The 17,133-nt window shown below is 44.9% G+C and carries 11 protein-coding genes and 1 tRNA gene; 9 read left to right on the top strand and 3 right to left on the bottom strand.

From position 1 onward, the window contains the following. The first annotated feature begins 133 nt into the window (after positions 1 to 133). Positions 134 to 1,240 (top strand): tetratricopeptide repeat protein, encoded by a 1,107-nt coding sequence (locus AAE02nite_RS26910; RefSeq protein ID WP_307725524.1) that lies wholly within the window; start codon positions 134 to 136, stop codon positions 1,238 to 1,240. 95 nt (positions 1,241 to 1,335) lie between these two features. Here AAE02nite_RS26910 and AAE02nite_RS05505 read toward each other — a convergent pair whose 3' ends face one another. Beyond that, positions 1,336 to 2,250 (bottom strand): isoaspartyl peptidase/L-asparaginase family protein, encoded by a 915-nt coding sequence (locus tag AAE02nite_RS05505; protein ID WP_146895728.1) that lies wholly within the window; start codon positions 2,248 to 2,250, stop codon positions 1,336 to 1,338. A gap of 301 nt (positions 2,251 to 2,551) precedes the next feature. Here AAE02nite_RS05505 and AAE02nite_RS05500 point away from each other — a divergent pair, with 301 nt between their 5' ends. The 3 genes from AAE02nite_RS05500 to AAE02nite_RS05490 all read left to right on the top strand — a co-directional run bounded on the left by AAE02nite_RS05500 (position 2,552) and on the right by AAE02nite_RS05490 (position 6,231). Further along, positions 2,552 to 4,894 (top strand): glycosyl hydrolase family 28-related protein, encoded by a 2,343-nt coding sequence (locus AAE02nite_RS05500; protein ID WP_146895726.1) that lies wholly within the window; start codon positions 2,552 to 2,554, stop codon positions 4,892 to 4,894. A gap of 160 nt (positions 4,895 to 5,054) precedes the next feature. Continuing rightward, positions 5,055 to 5,861, top strand: a complete 807-nt coding sequence (locus AAE02nite_RS05495; RefSeq protein ID WP_146895724.1) for a cyclase family protein — start codon at positions 5,055 to 5,057, stop codon at positions 5,859 to 5,861. A gap of 97 nt (positions 5,862 to 5,958) precedes the next feature. Beyond that, positions 5,959 to 6,231 carry a hypothetical protein gene (locus AAE02nite_RS05490; protein ID WP_146895722.1) on the top strand — a complete coding sequence of 91 codons (273 nt, stop codon included), beginning with the start codon at positions 5,959 to 5,961 and terminating at the stop codon, positions 6,229 to 6,231. A 311-nt stretch (positions 6,232 to 6,542) separates the two neighbouring features. Here AAE02nite_RS05490 and AAE02nite_RS05485 read toward each other — a convergent pair whose 3' ends face one another. Together AAE02nite_RS05485 and AAE02nite_RS05480 are read right to left on the bottom strand one after the other, a co-directional pair. Next, positions 6,543 to 7,316, bottom strand: a complete 774-nt coding sequence (locus AAE02nite_RS05485) for a (Fe-S)-binding protein (RefSeq protein ID WP_146895795.1) — start codon at positions 7,314 to 7,316, stop codon at positions 6,543 to 6,545. Between the two features lie 118 nt (positions 7,317 to 7,434). Next, positions 7,435 to 8,793 carry a 4Fe-4S dicluster domain-containing protein gene (locus AAE02nite_RS05480; RefSeq protein WP_146895720.1) on the bottom strand — a complete coding sequence of 453 codons (1,359 nt, stop codon included), beginning with the start codon at positions 8,791 to 8,793 and terminating at the stop codon, positions 7,435 to 7,437. Positions 8,794 to 8,936: 143 nt separating this feature from the next. On the opposite strand from AAE02nite_RS05480, the gene AAE02nite_RS05475 reads away from it, so the two are divergent. The 5 genes from AAE02nite_RS05475 to AAE02nite_RS05455 all read left to right on the top strand — a co-directional run bounded on the left by AAE02nite_RS05475 (position 8,937) and on the right by AAE02nite_RS05455 (position 17,088). Beyond that, positions 8,937 to 9,012: transfer RNA gene (locus AAE02nite_RS05475), tRNA-Phe, on the top strand. A gap of 770 nt (positions 9,013 to 9,782) precedes the next feature. Continuing rightward, the gene (locus AAE02nite_RS05470; protein ID WP_146895718.1) at positions 9,783 to 10,427 is read left to right on the top strand and encodes an RNA polymerase sigma-70 factor; all 645 of its coding nucleotides are present in this window, start codon (positions 9,783 to 9,785) and stop codon (positions 10,425 to 10,427) included. A 444-nt stretch (positions 10,428 to 10,871) separates the two neighbouring features. Next, positions 10,872 to 11,879, top strand: a complete 1,008-nt coding sequence (locus AAE02nite_RS05465; RefSeq protein WP_146895716.1) for a FecR family protein — start codon at positions 10,872 to 10,874, stop codon at positions 11,877 to 11,879. A 224-nt stretch (positions 11,880 to 12,103) separates the two neighbouring features. Further along, on the top strand, positions 12,104 to 15,394 hold the full coding sequence (locus AAE02nite_RS05460; protein WP_146895714.1) for a SusC/RagA family TonB-linked outer membrane protein: 3,291 nt from the start codon (positions 12,104 to 12,106) through the stop codon (positions 15,392 to 15,394). Between the two features lie 44 nt (positions 15,395 to 15,438). Beyond that, the gene (locus AAE02nite_RS05455) at positions 15,439 to 17,088 is read left to right on the top strand and encodes a RagB/SusD family nutrient uptake outer membrane protein (RefSeq protein ID WP_146895712.1); all 1,650 of its coding nucleotides are present in this window, start codon (positions 15,439 to 15,441) and stop codon (positions 17,086 to 17,088) included. Positions 17,089 to 17,133 lie beyond the last annotated feature (45 nt).

Raw genomic sequence — 17,133 nt, 5'->3', positions numbered from 1 at the left:
GGTTTATGGGTTTTAGAATATATTAGATAAATACTATAATATTCAAAAATTGTATTACGAAAAAGAAAACAGATGGTCTGAGTTTTTACGTAATTAAAAATATTTAATAGTTCCAGGTTATACCTTCTTGCATTTGAATTACTATCATACTCTGGGTGTTTCGGCCTCCGCTACCGTACGGGAGATAAAGCTGGCTTATAAAAAGCTGGCCATCCAGTACCATCCGGATAAACACCAGGGGAACACTTATTTTGAAGAAAAGTTTAAACAGGTAAACGAAGCCTACCAGGTTTTGTCGGACCCGCATAAACGTGCTGCTTACGATCTGAAATTGCAATATTTGCTGCAGTTAAAAATGCACCAGCAAGCTGGGCATCAGCAATACCGCTACCAGGGCCCGGTCCGCCGGCCTTCTTCGGTTTCGGAACGGCATTACCGCCCCATTCCCCAATCGCAGTTTATTAAAAAAGACTGGTACATTGTTGGGTCCATATTTGGCGGCATCATTATTTTCAGTCTTATTCTGAAACTAATAATGGACCACGTGACCGCAGTAGATAATTACGAAAAGGCCCTTGTTGAAATAGGAGAGGAGCGCTGGAGTTCGGCGCACGCCCATTTAACCGAAGCTATTTATTTTAAACCTTCTTACGCGGCGGCTTATATGCAAAGGGCGTATATTGAAATGGAGGTGCGGCAGGATTACCCGGCTGCTCTGGCCGATTTAGACGCTACTATTGAGAATGCCGAGGTAAAAACCGCTAAAATGTATTATCTGCGAAGCAAGTGTTTTCAGGAACTGCGGAATTATACTAGTGCCGAGGCAGATTTAACCAATGCTATTCAAATTAACAGAAATTTTACCCAGGCTTTTTACGACCGGGGCATGCTACGGGCCCGCCTGTTAAATAAGTTTCCGGAGGCCATTAAAGACTTTACCCAAAGCCTGAGATTAGGTTTACCGGAAGCCGCCATGCGCAAAGATGCTTTGTATTACCGGGGCTTTAGTTATTACCTTACGTTGCAGAATAATGCGGCGCTACAAGATTACCGGCAAGTATTAAGGCAGGATAAAGAAAATGCCCGGGTCTATTTCCTGATTGGTAAAGTGCAGGTAGAAATTGACAGCACCGCCGCGGCCTGCCAGAATTTCGAAAAAGCTTTCAACCTGGGCTATCAGTCCGCTATGGGAGATATTCAACGGTATTGCCGTGACACCGATGCCGCCAGTGCTCCCTAAAATTTTATCGAATAGTTAACGCACCGCAATAACCTGTTTGTACCGGTTGCCTATTCTGCAGGTGTTCGTTATTCTCCTGTTGCTTACGTTTAGTGCTAGTCTTCCCAAATGGCTACGAAAGGCTCCTGATTGTTTTGGCGGTAGCCTCTAAACATTAATTGGGTTTCGTACTCCAACGCAATATTGCCTTGCGGGTCAATGGCCACCAGGTTGCGATCCTTTTCTATTTTATCGTGGTACATTTCGCGGGCTTGCCGGGCTGCTTCGGCAATAGGTAATTCTTTGTACTTCATCAGGGCGTAAACTTCGTGGGCAATAACGGCCCGGGTAATACTTTCGCCGTCGCCGGTACATGAAACCGCGCAAACTTCGTTGTTGGCATAAGTTCCGCAGCCAATTAACGGGCTGTCGCCAATGCGGCCTTTGTGCTGGCCGGTCAGTCCGCCGGTAGACGTGGCCGCTGCCAAATTGCCTTGCTTATCCAGGGCTACCGCCCCTACGGTGTCTTTTGTCACCTCTTCCAGTTTTTGCTCTTTTTCTTTTTCTAACTCTTCTACCTTTTCGGCAGTGGTAAAATAGCTATCGTTTTGCACCAACTCCAGCTTCTCTTTTTTAGCAAATGCTTTGGCCCCTTCACCGCTGAGTATTACATGCTCGCTGCGCTCCATAATGGCTCGGGCTAGGCTAATGGGGTACTTTACACTTTTTACGCCGGCAACCGAGCCGGCCTGCAACGTTTTCCCATCCATAATAGCCGCATCAAATTGATGTTCTCCTTCTATGGTAAGAGCCCCGCCCCGGGCTGCGTTAAATAACGGGTTGTCTTCCATACTCCGGACGGCCGCTTCTACAGCCTCTACCGCCGAGCCGCCATTATTTAAAATATTCCAACCGGCCTCCAGGGCATCGGCCAGGCCTTTCCGGTAACCAGCCTCTTTTTCCGGACCTATTTCTGCACGACTTTTGTCTTCGGCGCCGCCGTGGATTACAATTGCAAAATTCTCTATCATGATAAACTAAAGTTACAACGGGAATATTTTTGTTAAAACACCTGCGAAAGTAGTACGCTTGTTACCGAAAGGCGTTCCGGAATAAATACGGAAAATACCCTCCGTAAAACCGCCTTTTTTAAGCTGGCAGGTATAAATCCGGCGAAATAAACCGGAGAATATTCCTTTTTAGAAGGCGGCTTAGAAGGGAACAGGTCCAGGCACCACCAGCAGGATAGCTTCTGTAGTCTGTATTTGGCTATAATATTTTAATTTGCTAATATTATAATATATAGGGTATCTTCAGGTTTTAACAGGTATAATGGCAAAAGAAAAAACAGATTTTAGTTTACAACCGCAGTTTGCAGCAGCTAATTTATTGCCGGGCATTTCGCCGGTTATACCAAAACAATCTAATACTTTTGGCGCTGATTCGCTGGTAAAACCTTCTTTTGCCGCCTGCGCCGAGACGGGAACAGAGAACAATATTACTTTACAGAAAACTAAAACCTATCCGGCAACTTTAAAAGTAAGCCAGCCTAAGCCGACGCCAGTCACACCGGGTAAACCTTTTACTCCTCCAGCACCCCAAACTACCGGTATTAATACTCCTGAAATTGCTGAATGGACCCGAACTGCCGGCCCCGATGAGTCGGTGGTGCTGACGGGCGTAAATTTTACCCAGAATACCCGCTTTGTGGTGTATGCCCACGACCAGATAAAAGATGCTGTTATTCAGCGGATTTTACCCGATCGGGCCATTATTACGTTGCCCAAAGATTTACCCAAATGGCAGATGTACCTGTTGTGGCCGGTTAATGAAGCGGGTTACGGCTTGCCGGTGCCCGTAAACAAAACCGAAACTTGGTGGGTGGGACCCGACACAGCCAGTCCGGGGCAAACTACGTCGGTGTACGGGTGCAATCTGGCCCAGAACAATGGCCGGGGAGCTTTGGCAGCTTACGTTTACCTGACTTCGAATAACGGCAAAGGCTATTGGGCCAATGTAAAAGAAGTTAATCCTTACAAAGTAGATTTTATAATACCAGCTGTTGTACCCCCCGGCGAATACGAAGTATGGGTATATAACGGGCAAGGCAGTAATTTTGGCTGGGCCGCTCCCCAGCAACTTACCGTAAAAAAAGAATTTAAATTTACGGGTAAAGAATTGAACGTGCGGGATTTTGGTGCTTCGCCTACTGCTTCGCCGGAAGCCAACACAACTGCCATCCGGAAAGCCATTGATGCCGCTAAAAATGCCCCGGGAGCTACAGTAGTTTTTCCGGCCGGTACGTATTATATCAGCGATTATTTACCGGCTAGTGCCAATGCCAGGTGGCGCGGCGCCGGCCAAGATAAAACCTTTATAAAATGTGCGGCCAGCTTTTCTAAATCGGCGCAAGGCATGCTTTCGGGTGCGGTAAAAAACTTTTGGGTAAGTAATTTAACTTTCGATACCAACCAGAATTTTAGAGGAGCCGCTGACAAGCCTTTTTTTATGCGGCACAGTACCCAGGTAAAATTTCAAAACGTGGGTTTCTCTTGCCAGGGCTACGATTTATTTGATTTACACAACTGCCGGTATATTTTCTTTAGCGGGTGTGAGTTTATTGGCAAATCGTCGTTTTTAGGGAAGGGCTCGCAGTTATTTTACGATGGCAACAGCTTTAAACTAACCAACGATACCGATATGGCCCTGCATAGCTGGGGCGGGGTGGGCATTAGCTTAACCCACAATACCTGTCAGGATTTAGACAACCGCGACCTGGATAGTGGCGCCGGGTGGGGCAAAGGGCGTTTTTTTACCGGCAACGGTATTTGGGGCAGTTGCCGGAACACCTACTTGGGCCAAAATACTACCACCGACTTAACCGTTAGGCCGGCGCATAACCCTATCCGGCACGGCGAAGACCCGGACCAGAACTCGGGTGAGCAATTTATGTGGGAAGGCGGGGAAGGTAAATGGGCTGGATTCGTGAAGGCAGCTACCGAAAATACGGTTACTATTGCAGGCTACGATCAGAAAGTTCCTGATATTCAATATGCGGTTATCACCAAAGGGAAAGGTTTTGGGCAATCCCGGCGTATTATCCGGAACGAAAATGGCGTCATTACCCTGCACCAGCCCTGGCGGGTGGTGCCCGATGCCAGCAGCTATCTGGTAATCGGCGATTTCCACGACCGCATTGTGGTTTATAAGAATTTTCTGGATGGCAAAACCCGGGCGGTAATGTCGGAGGAGCATACCGCTGCTGCCGGCATTGAGCCCTTTGGCGGCGTGCTGAATTTTATAGCAGCTGAAAATACTTTGCAAAGTTTACGGGCCGGCATTGCCAATTTTGCCATTCAGCATAATATCGGCCACGATCCTAACTTCTTCCACCTGTATTTGAATAATAAATTTATAAACTGCCGGTGGGCCATTAAGAATTGGGCTTTCCCGAACGGCGGCAAAAAAGTAGCTACCCAGGGGCCATTTATGTTTGGCGTTATTTACCGGAATAATGTGGCCCAAGGTTCAGTTATGAATGATGTGGTAAACGAAGTGCCTAAAGCCGGAGCGGCTTTACTGAACATGATTATTTACGAACATAACCAGTTTAAAGCAGACAAGCAGGAAGTAGCCGGCTTAGGCGAACAATTATTCTATAAAAATAAAAACTAGGCAAGCCTGCTCAGGCAATTATAGCCTCGGGTTAGCTTGTAAGTTGTAAATACTTGCTTTTTATGGTAAATTAAAGAAGCCGCTGGCTGGTTAGATACTGGCCAGTTGCGGCGCGGGAGGGGCCTCTTAACCGACTGAACTGAAATTTAACCGAAAGCCTATGAAAACTTTATCATCCTGTATTGTATTCATCATCTGGTTATTAGGCGTTGGCTGCAGCCAATCAACCAACTTCCCGGCGGGACAGTGGATAGATTTATCGTACGACCTTTCGGCCCAAACAATTACCTGGCCTACTTCAGAACCTTTTCGGCTGGATACGGTGGCGGCGGGCCGAACAGAAAAAGGCTATTATTATTCGGCGTTTAATTTCTGTGGTTCAGAACATGGCGGTACACACCTCGACGCGCCTATTCACTTTGCAGAAAACCGAAGAACGGTAGACCAGATTCCTTTAAGCCAATTAATTGGCCCGGCCGTAAAAATAGATATATCCGGCCGTGTAGCTGCCAACCGCGATTACCAGATTACCGTAAGAGATTTGCTGGATTGGGAGGCGCAGCATGGCCGCATACCGGATAGCAGTATTGTGTTGTTGTATACTGAGTTTGGAAAATATTGGCCCGATCCAACTAAATATTTGGGAACAGATAAGCGGGGCGCAGCCGGCGTCGCCGCGCTCCACTTTCCGGGCCTGGCTCCGGCAGCAGCAATATGGCTAATACAAAACCGCCGGATAAAAGCCGTAGGTATTGATACGGCCAGTATCGATTTCGGGCAATCGCAGAACTACGGTAGCCATGTAGCCCTAATGGAGCAGAATATACCCGCTTTCGAAAATGTAGCTAACCTGGACCAGGTACCTGCTGTGGGCGCGCAGGTAATTGCTTTGCCCCTGAAAATAAAAGGTGGCAGCGGTGGACCCTTGCGAATGATTGCTTTTATAACCGAGAGTCCAGCTAAATAAATTAATTAATGCAAGAGCATAGGAGCCAAGTTGTTCAGGAAGTGAGTAGCGCCCGGCTGCTAATTGCTAATAGAAGTACTTAACCCGCAAGTAGTTTATGAATTTTTATTTCTTCTTCGCTTTAGTTCTCTTTCTAATAATTGGCTTCGCTTTCGCAAAATGGTATTACAAGCGCAAAATTATTCTTTTCCGATCCGGCGATTTAATTCAGGAGCGTAGCCTATTCGGGAAAAGCCGCACCGCTACATTGTCGAAGTTTGATGAAGAGCGGTTATCCTATATTCCGGATAATGGGTTTGATTTAATTCATCGCCGGTGGTACTGGTTCTATTTGATTAAAAATATTTCGTTTAACGAGCGAATGAAGTAGAATTCTCCAGAGAAGCTGTTTAATATTCTATAGATTAGCTGGAACCACTACTCTTGCTGCGTGTTTTCGCCAGAAAGTAGTTTGACAGAACCTTTATATTTGGCGGTGATAATACCGCCAATGGCGGCAAATATTGCTCGAACCAGAAAGCATATTGCAGTGAAAGTCTAAAAGAATTAAAGGTTTAAGCCTCTTTTTATATAACTAACCATTACAGCACCAATAATATTAAAGCTTCTTTATTGGTACTCAGGTTATCAAAAAGAATATTTTGGCGCAGCCCGTAGCAGGTCTACTGTTATACAATAAGTTTAAGCATTAAGTCCTTCGGCCGAAGCAATCAATTCAGCAATATCAAATACTTGTACATCCTGTTCCCGGTCTTTGTTCTTAACCCCGTCTGATAACATCGTCATACAAAACGGACAGGCCGAGGCTATGATGGCAGGTTCCAGAGCCAGAGCTTCTTCGGTGCGTTCGATGTTGATGTCTTTGCGGCCAGGTTCGGGCTCTTTCCACATCTGGGCACCGCCTGCACCGCAGCACAAACCATTGGCCCGGCTCCGCTTCATTTCTACTAAATCTACATCCAAAGCAGCAATTACTTCGCGGGGCGCCTCGTAAATGCCATTGGCCCGCCCCAGGTAGCAGGAGTCGTGGAAGGTAATGCGCTTTCCTTTAAAGCTGCCGCCATCGGCCAGGCGTACTTTGCCCTCGTTAATGAGTTGCTGCAAAAACGTGCTGTGGTGGATAACCTCGTAATTACCGCCTAATGCCGGATATTCGTTTTTGATGGTGTTAAAACAATGCGGACAAGCCGTTACAATTTTTTTGATGCCGTAGCCATCGAGTACCTGAATATTGGTCATGGCCTGCATCTGAAACAGAAACTCGTTGCCTGCCCGCTTGGCCGGATCGCCGGTGCAGCTTTCTTCTAAACCCAACACCGCGTATTTAATGCCCACGTGTTCCAATATCCGCACAAAAGCCCGCGTCACGTTTTTATAACGATCATCGAAAGCGCCGGCACAACCCACCCAAAACAATATTTCGGGCATTTCGCCGCGGGCCATGTAATCGGCCATGGTGGGTACCGTTATTTGTCTTTTCATTTTTAGTAATTAGTCTTTAGTAATTAGCTTTTAGTTTTAGTAATGATAAATGGAGTAGTGGAAGATTTCTTTAACCACTAATAACTAACAGCTAACTACTTTTTTCTTCTATAAACAAATTATTGGCCCAGTTCAGCCGGTCAGATGGGGAGAAGGCCCAGGGGGCACCGTTGTTTTCGATATTGGTAAACATGCTGTTGAGGGCATTGGGCGCTGCCGATTCTTCCAGCACCAGGTACCGCCGCATGTCCATAATTGACGAAAGCTGGTCGATATTTACCGGACAGGCTTCTACGCAGGCGTTGCAGGTAGTACAGGCCCAGAGTTCTTCGGGAGTTACGTAGCCGCGCAGCAACGTTTTTTCTCCGGTGGTCTTTACCCGTTCTTCGCCTTGTTCTTTATAATGATTGGGCCGGAATATTGCCGGATGTTCACCTTTCTCTTCCAGCCGGTCGCGGGTATCCATTACAATTTTGCGCGGCGACAACAACTTGCCGGTAATATTAGCCGGACAAACATCGGTACAGCGGCCGCATTCGGTACAAGTGTAGGCATCCATTAGTTGCTTCCAGGTCAGGTCTTCTACATCTTTCGCCCCAAACTTTTGCGGTTCAACTCCTTCGGGCAGTACCGGCACCTGGTAGCTGGGGTCCAGCATGGCCTTTATCTCATGGGTAATACTCTCGTTGGTAGTAAACTGGCCCTTGGGCTCCAGGCGCGAATAATATACGTTGGGGAATGCCATAATAATGTGGAAGTGCTTGGAGCTGGGCAAATAATTGAGGAAAGCCAGAATACCCAGAATATGTATCCACCAGCCTGTCGCCCGGATTACTTCCAGCGTAGCTGTATCGCTGCCAAAAATATTTACAAATAATTGGCTAATCGGAAAACTGCCTGCCAGTTCTTCGCCGCGCTGCGCGTACATTTTTAAATCGGCAATATTAAAGGCAAACAAAGCCAGCATCAGCACAATCTCTACCACCAGAATAATATTGGCATCCAGCTTGGGCCAGGCCCGCATCTCAGGGCCGCGGGCTAAGCGGGGCACTTTGGTAATATTGCGGCGGGCCAGGAAAATAACGCAGGCTATTATTACCAGGAAAGCCAATATTTCGTTCACGGCCATTAAGGCGCTGTAAACGGGTCCCAGGAAACTCAGCACCCGGTGTGTACCGAAAATGCCGTCTATTAATATTTCCAGCACCTCAATATTTATTACCAGAAAGCCCACGTATACCACCGCGTGCAAAATGGCCGGCCAGGGCCGTTTAAACATTTTCTGCTGCCCAAAAGCCACCAGCAACAATTTATTAATGCGCTCCGCCGGGTTACCCGCAATAGCCTTGTCGCGGCCCAGGTTTATATTCTTGCTTATTTTCCGGACTTGCCATGCAAAAAGGCCAATACCGGCAATAGCTACCAACAGGAAGATTATATTACTAACCATGCAATAACAGGTTGGGGTTTTGAATACCGTTACGTAATGATAACAAAAGTAAACTATATCTTTTAGTAAAAATTATTTTGCCAATCTATTGCGTAGTCAAATCAGAATACATACTTTTGCATACTTTTTAATCAAAAGGTGCTGGTGATGTAGCTCAGTCGGTAGAGCAAAGGACTGAAAATCCTTGTGTCGTTGGTTCGATTCCAATCATCACCACCAGCATAGCCCGTAGCAAGCTAAATCGAAGCTTGTTACGGGTTTTTTTTGTTGATACTTTCGCAAAGTCGAAAAAAGACATCTGAGATTTGTTAATTGCTGGCAAAGATATAGGACGAGTCTTTTTTAGCTGATAAATTGTTTCTCCGTATCTCAGGCTCTTGAGCCTGGTTCAGCCGAGCGTTGTCGGTTAGCAGCTTTCTTTTTCTAGGAAACTGCTCCATCCACCACCTTAGGCAGCAATATTCTTTAACAGGTTGAACAGACCCTGGTGCTACATTATTGGTTACGATGTCTTCCGTCCGGAAACTGTTGCAGCCTAACCCGCTTACGCCTCTCTCGTTCGGCTTCGTGACAATGCAATTCGTCTGGCAGCATAAGGTTATGGCTTCGGTTATGTAGCTGTAACGTTAATTAACCAATGTACTGAACAAAAATGCATCGTACACCTCTGGAACTCCTTCATTGCTATTCCCCTTCCCTGATTTCTACCCCTTTTTATCTTCTTTATCTTATTTGACTAGTCTGCGAAAATATTATTTAGCATTATCTGTGACTTGCACTTTAAAATTAATTTTTTATATTTAGAAACATAAAATTTACATAAGTCTTAGATCTGAAAAAATTATCCAGACAAGCCAAACAGCTATTCAGGAGTTAATAATTTTCTCTTAATTATTTAAGCATTTCCTGCATCTACAATCTGTAACGCTCCAGCATAAAATTTGAAATATTTTATAATATAATAACTACACCATTAATCTAGGTAAATAATGAAGCTGGAATTGGAAACCGTTTTAGAGCAGGAAGATCCGAAAGCTTTGTTAGTTAAACAGGAGGCAATAGTTACTGATAATGAAGCTTTTATCAGGCAAGCTTTTGAAGTAGACCCGCGGCAAGGGTGCGAATTGCTTTTCCACCATTATTATCAATCCTTATGCAGTCATGCCGTGCGGTTTCTTTACGCCAAAGCAATTGCCGAAGATATCGTTTCAGAAATATTTTACCAGTTTTATAAAAAAGAAACGTATAAACAAATTACTTCTTCTTACCGGGCTTACCTATATAAAGCCGTTAGAAATAGTGCTTATAATTATTTGCGTTGGGAAGCTAACCGTTCGGTTGAATTAGAAGCCTGTGCGGATATTTCGGATTTGGTGTGTCAGCAGCCGGATGCTATTGTTCAGTACGAAGAATTGTACCAGGATGTAGAGGCTGCCATTGATTCTTTGCCGTCTCAGTGCCGTAAAATTTATTTAATGCACCGCTTCGAAAACAAGAAATACGCTGAAATTGCGACAGAGCTACAGCTTTCACCCCGAACTGTCGAAGCTCAAATCAGAAAGGCGAGCCTTTTTTTAAAAGAGATATTACGCCAAAAGTGGCTGCTGCTTACCTTACTTGTCTGTTTAGCTTAATCATCTGCATTATACCTCTCTCTTTACTCGTCCTGCTTATTTAAACCAGCTTTTTTAGCTTAGTTTTCGCAGATTTCATTAAAGCCCATATTAAATTAGGGAGCGCCACCCAATGGTAGTTTAGCATTAATTTCTACTGTGGTTATGGTGGTTAAATTGCTTCATGTTTAGGCTTTTAACCAATATTACCTATTTCATGGTTTTAGGCGAACCGAATATGCAGGCAGTTAAACTAAATATTCGGGCTAAATATAATAGCCTGTTTGATTCAGTGGATTCTTAATGCCAGTAAGCTAAACCAAGCGTGAATGATGAGGACAATTTTCTTTTTTGCGCTTATAAAACCTTTAAGAAAAATTATTTAAAAAAATAATTCTTAGCGTAAGGGTTTTTTGTTGGTTACTTGTCTAACCTATATCAAACCATACAAGGGTACTTTCAGGAATGTCGTTACATACTCCCATTACCGAAGAATTATTGTTTTCTTATTTTGCGGGCCGGGTTACGCCCTTGCAAAAGCAGCTAATTCAGAAATGGGCAGAAGAACCGGAAAACGAAGAATTTTTTTATGCCTGCTTGTTTAATTGGGAAAAAAATAATTTGCAGTACCAGGTTGATATAAACAAAGCCATAGCCGACTTTAATGATAAACTTATAAATACAGAACCGGCTTCCTCCAAACCTTCCGGATTGGCAGAACCGCAATTTATTACCAGGGTAACCTGGCAAAGATGGGTTGCCGCCGCTGCTATTATTCTAATAATGGGGATAAGCGGCTATTTTTCAAGGAATGTTATTTTATTAAAAACTTACGCCACTGGCTACGGACAAACACAAGCTATAAATCTGCCGGATGGCAGTAAAGTAATACTAAATACTAACTCTTCGTTGCAAGTACCGCGCTTTGGGTTTGGCCGGAATAGCCGACAGGTATTTTTAAAAGGCGAAGCGCATTTTTCAGTAGTACATACCCCTGAACACAAGCGTTTTGTAGTGCAAACAGATTCTGCTTTTAAAGTAGAAGTACTGGGAACGGAGTTTAATGTTTTTGCCCGGCCCCGGGAAACCAAAGTAGTTTTATTAAAAGGAAAAGTAAAGTTGTATTATGGTTCGGAAAGCCGTAAGCTGCTAACCATGGCCCCAGGGGATTTGGCTACACTGGATAAAAAAACAGCAAAACCACAGATAGAAAAAGTGGTACAGCCGGAAAATTATGCCGCCTGGCAGCAAAACCGGTTTGTTTTTGAAAACACCTCGCTGGAAGAAATTAAAAATATTTTGCGCGAAAATTATGGCTTGGAAGTGGAACTGTCGGGCCCCAATTTAGCTGCCCAAACCTTGTCGGGCTCCTTTAAAGCCGAAAATGCCGATGAGTTTCTGGAGGGAATTTCGGAAGTGCTGGAAATTAATGTAAACCGGCAAAACAATCATGTTATTCTGTTTAACAAATAACCTATATCCACCACATAATTAAGCGCCAAATGAAAAAAATAGTACCGTGTTAGAAGCAGGTTGAAAAGGGTTGACGTTAGAATAATTAAAAACCTGCCTGAATCTTTTCTTCCTCAATCTTATAATTTTTAAGCCCTTCGTAGCAGCTATATTTTTATAGCCTGGAAATCCTTTGCCCTTATTATTCCAATTCCAACATCCTTATCCTTAATTATTACCGCACCATGAAGAAAAGAATACGCCAATTAAATGCCTGCAGCTTACCCATAATTATTATGCTCGCTTGCCAGCCATTGTGCCAGGCTCAAACCCTGGCCATGGGGCAGAAAAAACAAAATAATCCGGTTACTACCCAAAATAACTCTGCTACCAGAAAGGTGAAAGATGTATTATATGATTTAAGAGTGCATTACAAGGTAGATATTTTATTTTCTGACCAGATGGTAGCCGGTTATTCCACCTCGCCTGATGTTGTCAATCTTAAAAGCTCCCTGGAAGCAAATTTAAAAGCAGTTCTGAAACCTTTGGGGCTTGGGTTTAAAAAAGCAAAAGATGGTTCTTATTTTATTAACCGCCATGTACCGGCCGGTAAAGCCCTGGATAAACCAAAGGCGGCCGTTCCGTTGCACCAAACAGATTTAAAAGTAACTGATAATTTAGCGGCCAGACCTATAACCGGTAAAGTTACCGCCGAAACAGGTGAGCCGCTAATTGGGGTAACCGTTGTTTTAAAAGGTACCACTACGGGCACCAGTACCGATGTAGCGGGTAATTATTCGATAGAAGTGCCGGACAATGGTGGAACATTGGTTTACTCTTACATTGGTTTTCTGGCCAAAGAAGTAATAGTGGGTAACGCTGCCACACTTAATATTACCATGGCGGCAGATGCCAAGGCTCTGGAAGAAGTGGTAGTAGTAGGGTATGGGAGCCAGAAGAAAAGCGACATAACTGGGTCGGTTGCTTCTCTGCCGAAAGAAAGGCTGGAAATGGTGCCTAATATAAATATTGCGCAGGCCATACAAGGGGCTATACCAGGCGTAATGGTGCAGAATACCTCTGCCGGTGCGGTTCCCAACCAGGAAATTATGGTAAGGGGGCGTAACTCCATTGGGGCTAATAATTCGCCGCTAGTAGTGGTTGATGGGGTGCCGTACGGCGGAAATTTATCCGACATTAATCCGAATGATGTTGAATCCATCGAAGTTCTAAAAGATGCTTCCTCGGCGGCTATTTACGGGTCGCGAGGTGCGAATGGCGTTATTTTGGTTACCACCAAGCTAGGTAAAGATGGTTCTCCTAAAATTTCGTACGATGGGTTTGTTTCGATTCAGAAATTGGCCAACCTGCCGGAATACTTAGACGGGCCAGGGTTTTATAAGTTTAAAAAAGACCGTCTAACCGCCGGGGTAACGGCATCGGAACAGGCCGTTTACGATGCCGGTGAATGGGTAAACTGGATGGACCATTCGATACGAGCCGGTATTAGCAACCAACACAACTTGGCAGTGTCCGGAGGCTTTGGCAAAACCTCCTATTATATTTCGGGCGGGGTAATGAATGTTAAGGGTATTGTGGTTAACGATGATTATTTCCGAGGAACCAGCCGGTTTAATATTGATACCAAAATAGCCAATTGGCTTACTATCGGCACCCGCACCCAGTTAACCTTTTCTGACCAAAGCGGCGTTGCGCCCAATATGAACGATATTTTTCTGGCCAATCCGCTGGCCGTGCCTTACAATCCGGACGGCACCTTGGCCATTATTCCGGTTAAAGATGATCCGGCCCGCGGCAATCCCTTGCAGGCCACCTTATTCGACAATAAAGATAAATCACGGCAGGTAGTAACTAATAATTTCGCCATTGTCGATTTCGAGCGGTTTGTTCCAGGGCTAACCTTCCGGTTTAATTATGGATTAATGGATAGAATAACGGAAGCCAATACTTACCGCGGCCGAAATACCTTAGATGGATTGGTTGCCCAGGGCAGTGCCAGTTTACGCAAGGATAATGTTAATAATACAGTCCTAGAAAATATTCTCTCATATAATAAAACGTTAGGCCTACATTCGCTCTTTGCCACGGCGGTTTATAGTATTCAAAAAGATTCATATAACTCGGAGAGCACCGAAATGGGCGGCTTCCCGAACGATTTATTAGGTTGGTTTGCCGGCGGACAGGCCGATTTGGTGAAGCCATCTTTTGATTATACCGATTCCCGGCTGGTATCGCAGATGCTGCGGTTAAACTATGCTTATAACAGTCGTTATCTCTTAACCTTAACCGGCCGCCGCGATGGCTTCTCCGGATTTGGCGCCGACTCTAAATGGGGAATATTTCCCTCCGTAGCCTTAGGCTGGAATATCAGTAACGAAGCATTTTTCCCCTGGAAAGAATTATTTAATGAACTGAAACTGCGCGGCTCTTACGGTTTAAATGGTAACCAGGCAGTGGGTTCTTATCAATCAATGGCCCGTTTAGCAGAAGAGAACTACCTGTCGGGCAACACCACCATGCCGGGCTATTTTCCGAGCACCCTGGGGCAGGAAGCGCTTGGCTGGGAAAGCTCCCGTTCCACCAATATTGGTTTAGATTTTGGCATTTGGGGTAACCGGGTATCGGGTGTTATTAATGCCTTTCACACAAATACTTATGATCTGCTGCTGCACCGGTCTATTTCTTCGGTGCATGGTATTACTTCTATTTTACAAAATATCGGAGAAACTGAAAACCAGGGGGTAGAATTTTCTCTTAATACCAGAAATATATCCACCAAGAAATTTACCTGGTCCACCTTCGGGAATATTGGCTACGTGCATAATAAGATAGTGGATTTATATGGCAACGGGCTGGACGATATTAACAACAAATGGTTTATCGGACAGCCCATCCGGGTTAACTATGATTATGTATTTGATGGCGTGTGGCAGTTAGACGAAGCCGCTAAAGCGGCAGAATGGAAGACAAAACCCGGCTATATAAAAATTAAAGATTTAAACGGCGATGGTAAGATTACGCCCGACGACCGGCAAATAATCGGTCAGCAGGATCCTAAATTAAACTGGGGCTTAACCAACACCTTTTCTTACGGCAACTTTAGCTTAACGGCTTTTATCCACGGAGTACATGGCGTAACCAAACAGAATATCTTAATGGATGATCAGGTTGTAACTTCCGGCGTTCGGCAGAGCACCATTGTAAAAAACTGGTGGACTCCGGATAACCCGAGCAATGAGTGGTATATGAACCACGTAGATGCCAACCGGATGGCCGGTGTTACTACCAATATTTATGAAAATGCCAGCTTTGTCCGCTTAAAAGACATTACGCTTGCTTATGACCTGCCAAAAAATTTAATCCAGAAAGTAGGCGGCAACCGGTTCCGGGTTTATGCTACCGGGCGAAACTTACTTATGCTAACCGATTGGCGGGGTATGGATCCGGAGTTGGACAACCAACGGTCTATTCCTTTGCAACGTGAATATGTTTTCGGCTTGCAAGTAGGGCTATGATTGCGGCTTCTTGAATAATTCTTTTACATCTAAAAAGTACTACCATGAAATTATATAAAATAGCAGCTATATCCTTAACCTTAACCCTGTTTTCAGGTTGTGACTTAAATGACCCTTTAAATGAAGACCCGCCACATTTAATTACCTCCGATAAACTCTATACAGATTATGCCGGGTTTCAAACCGGCATTAATGGTGCTTATTCCGAAATCCGAAACGAAATCCGCGATGCCAGTATGCCTTTCCAGGTATTTGTAAATGGCACCGATAACATGAGCCCCAATTATATTTCCGGCTTTGGTAACCTGGCTTCTAAATGGGGCGACGTTAATAATTCGGAAAATTCTACACTCCGGGATGTGTTTTCTTGGCTCTACGGCATTGTAAATGCTACCAATACCATCATCGATCGGGCCGAAGGAGAAACGGTAAACTGGAAAGGAGGAGCGGGAGATGAAACAGCTAACAAGAATTTTGTAATAGCAGAAGCCAGGGCCATAAGAGCCTGGGCATACCGCCACCTTACTTATCTCTGGGGCGATGTGCCTTTGTCGTTAACAGAATCGTCGGGCAACTCTATTAAAACAAATTGGGCCCGGACCCCGGTTAAAGAAGTAAGGGCGCAAATTGTAGAAGATCTTTTGTTTGCCGAGCAATATATTCCGGTGCAGCCCATTGCGGGGCGAATGAGCAAAGGCGTTATTCAGCATTATCTGGCCGAGATGTACCTGGTAATGGAGGAACCGCAAAAAGCTTTGCAATATGCCGATAAAGTAATTAATACCCCACAGTACAAACTTATTACCAAACGATACGGGGTAAATGCAAGCAAACCGGGCGTTCCGTTTATGGATATGTTTTATGAAGGTAACAAAAACCGGGAGCAAGGCAATACCGAAGCCTTATGGGTGTGGCAATTCGGTTTTCAGGTAGTTGGCGGTGGTACCAACCCCCGGCCCCGGGCTATGCACCTGCAAAGGTATATGGATATTAGCATTGGCGGGGTGCAGCCTTTGCAGATTACTTTCGCCAGAGGCGGCCGGGGCAAAGCCTATACCGCACCCACCAAATGGTGGATAGAGTCTTATGAACCCCAGGATGACCGGGCCAGCAATCATGCCTTAAGAAAGTATTTCATTCTTAATAATGCAGCGGCCAATGCCCCGCACCCTGCCGACCGGTTACCGAAAGGTTATGCTTATGGCGATACCCTGAAATTAAACTGGAGCAGGCCCCTAACCGCTGCCACCTGGGAACGAAACGATTGGCCCTATTCCCGGAAACACGAAGGCAGTATTCCGGATGACGTTGCCTCGGATTTTAATTACGACGATTACATTGCGGTAAGGCTGGCCGATACTTATTTGTTAAAAGCAGAGGCCCAGTTTAAACTCGGCAATGCCGCTGGGGCGGCCGAAACCATAAATATTATCAGAAGAAGGTCTAATGCCAGCGATGTAAAAGCAAGTGATATAAATATTGATTTTATCCTAGACGAGCGTTCGCGGGAATTATTTAACGAGGAATACCGCCGCTACACCTTATTACGAACCGGCAAGTGGCTGGAAAGGACGCGAAAGTATAATACTTTTGGCGGGCAAAATGTAAAAGAAAGAGACACCCTGTTCCCCATCCCGCAATCGGTTATTGATGCTAACTTAACAGAGAAGATGCCGCAAAACCCAGGGTTTTAGATTGAATATAGTTGTTGAGCAAACTTTTAAATTTATGATATTAGC

The sequence above is a fragment of the Adhaeribacter aerolatus genome, from assembly GCF_007991635.1.
In the GTDB taxonomy this organism is placed as follows: Bacteria; Bacteroidota; Bacteroidia; order Cytophagales; family Hymenobacteraceae; genus Adhaeribacter; species Adhaeribacter aerolatus.
This window is presented reverse-complemented; position numbering and strand designations above follow the sequence as displayed.

Bases quoted from the DNA above. Each gene is read 5' to 3' on its own strand.
- AAE02nite_RS05505 (WP_146895728.1), bottom strand. From the start codon at position 2,250: ATGATAGAGAATTTTGCAATTGTAATCCACGGCGGCGCCGAAGACAAA.
- AAE02nite_RS05500 (WP_146895726.1), top strand. From the start codon at position 2,552: ATGGCAAAAGAAAAAACAGATTTTAGTTTACAACCGCAGTTTGCAGCA.
- AAE02nite_RS05495 (WP_146895724.1), top strand. From the start codon at position 5,055: ATGAAAACTTTATCATCCTGTATTGTATTCATCATCTGGTTATTAGGC.
- AAE02nite_RS05490 (WP_146895722.1), top strand. From the start codon at position 5,959: ATGAATTTTTATTTCTTCTTCGCTTTAGTTCTCTTTCTAATAATTGGC.
- AAE02nite_RS05485 (WP_146895795.1), bottom strand. From the start codon at position 7,316: ATGGCCGATTACATGGCCCGCGGCGAAATGCCCGAAATATTGTTTTGG.
- AAE02nite_RS05480 (WP_146895720.1), bottom strand. From the start codon at position 8,793: ATGGTTAGTAATATAATCTTCCTGTTGGTAGCTATTGCCGGTATTGGC.
- AAE02nite_RS05470 (WP_146895718.1), top strand. From the start codon at position 9,783: ATGAAGCTGGAATTGGAAACCGTTTTAGAGCAGGAAGATCCGAAAGCT.
- AAE02nite_RS05465 (WP_146895716.1), top strand. From the start codon at position 10,872: ATGTCGTTACATACTCCCATTACCGAAGAATTATTGTTTTCTTATTTT.
- AAE02nite_RS05460 (WP_146895714.1), top strand. From the start codon at position 12,104: ATGAAGAAAAGAATACGCCAATTAAATGCCTGCAGCTTACCCATAATT.
- AAE02nite_RS05455 (WP_146895712.1), top strand. From the start codon at position 15,439: ATGAAATTATATAAAATAGCAGCTATATCCTTAACCTTAACCCTGTTT.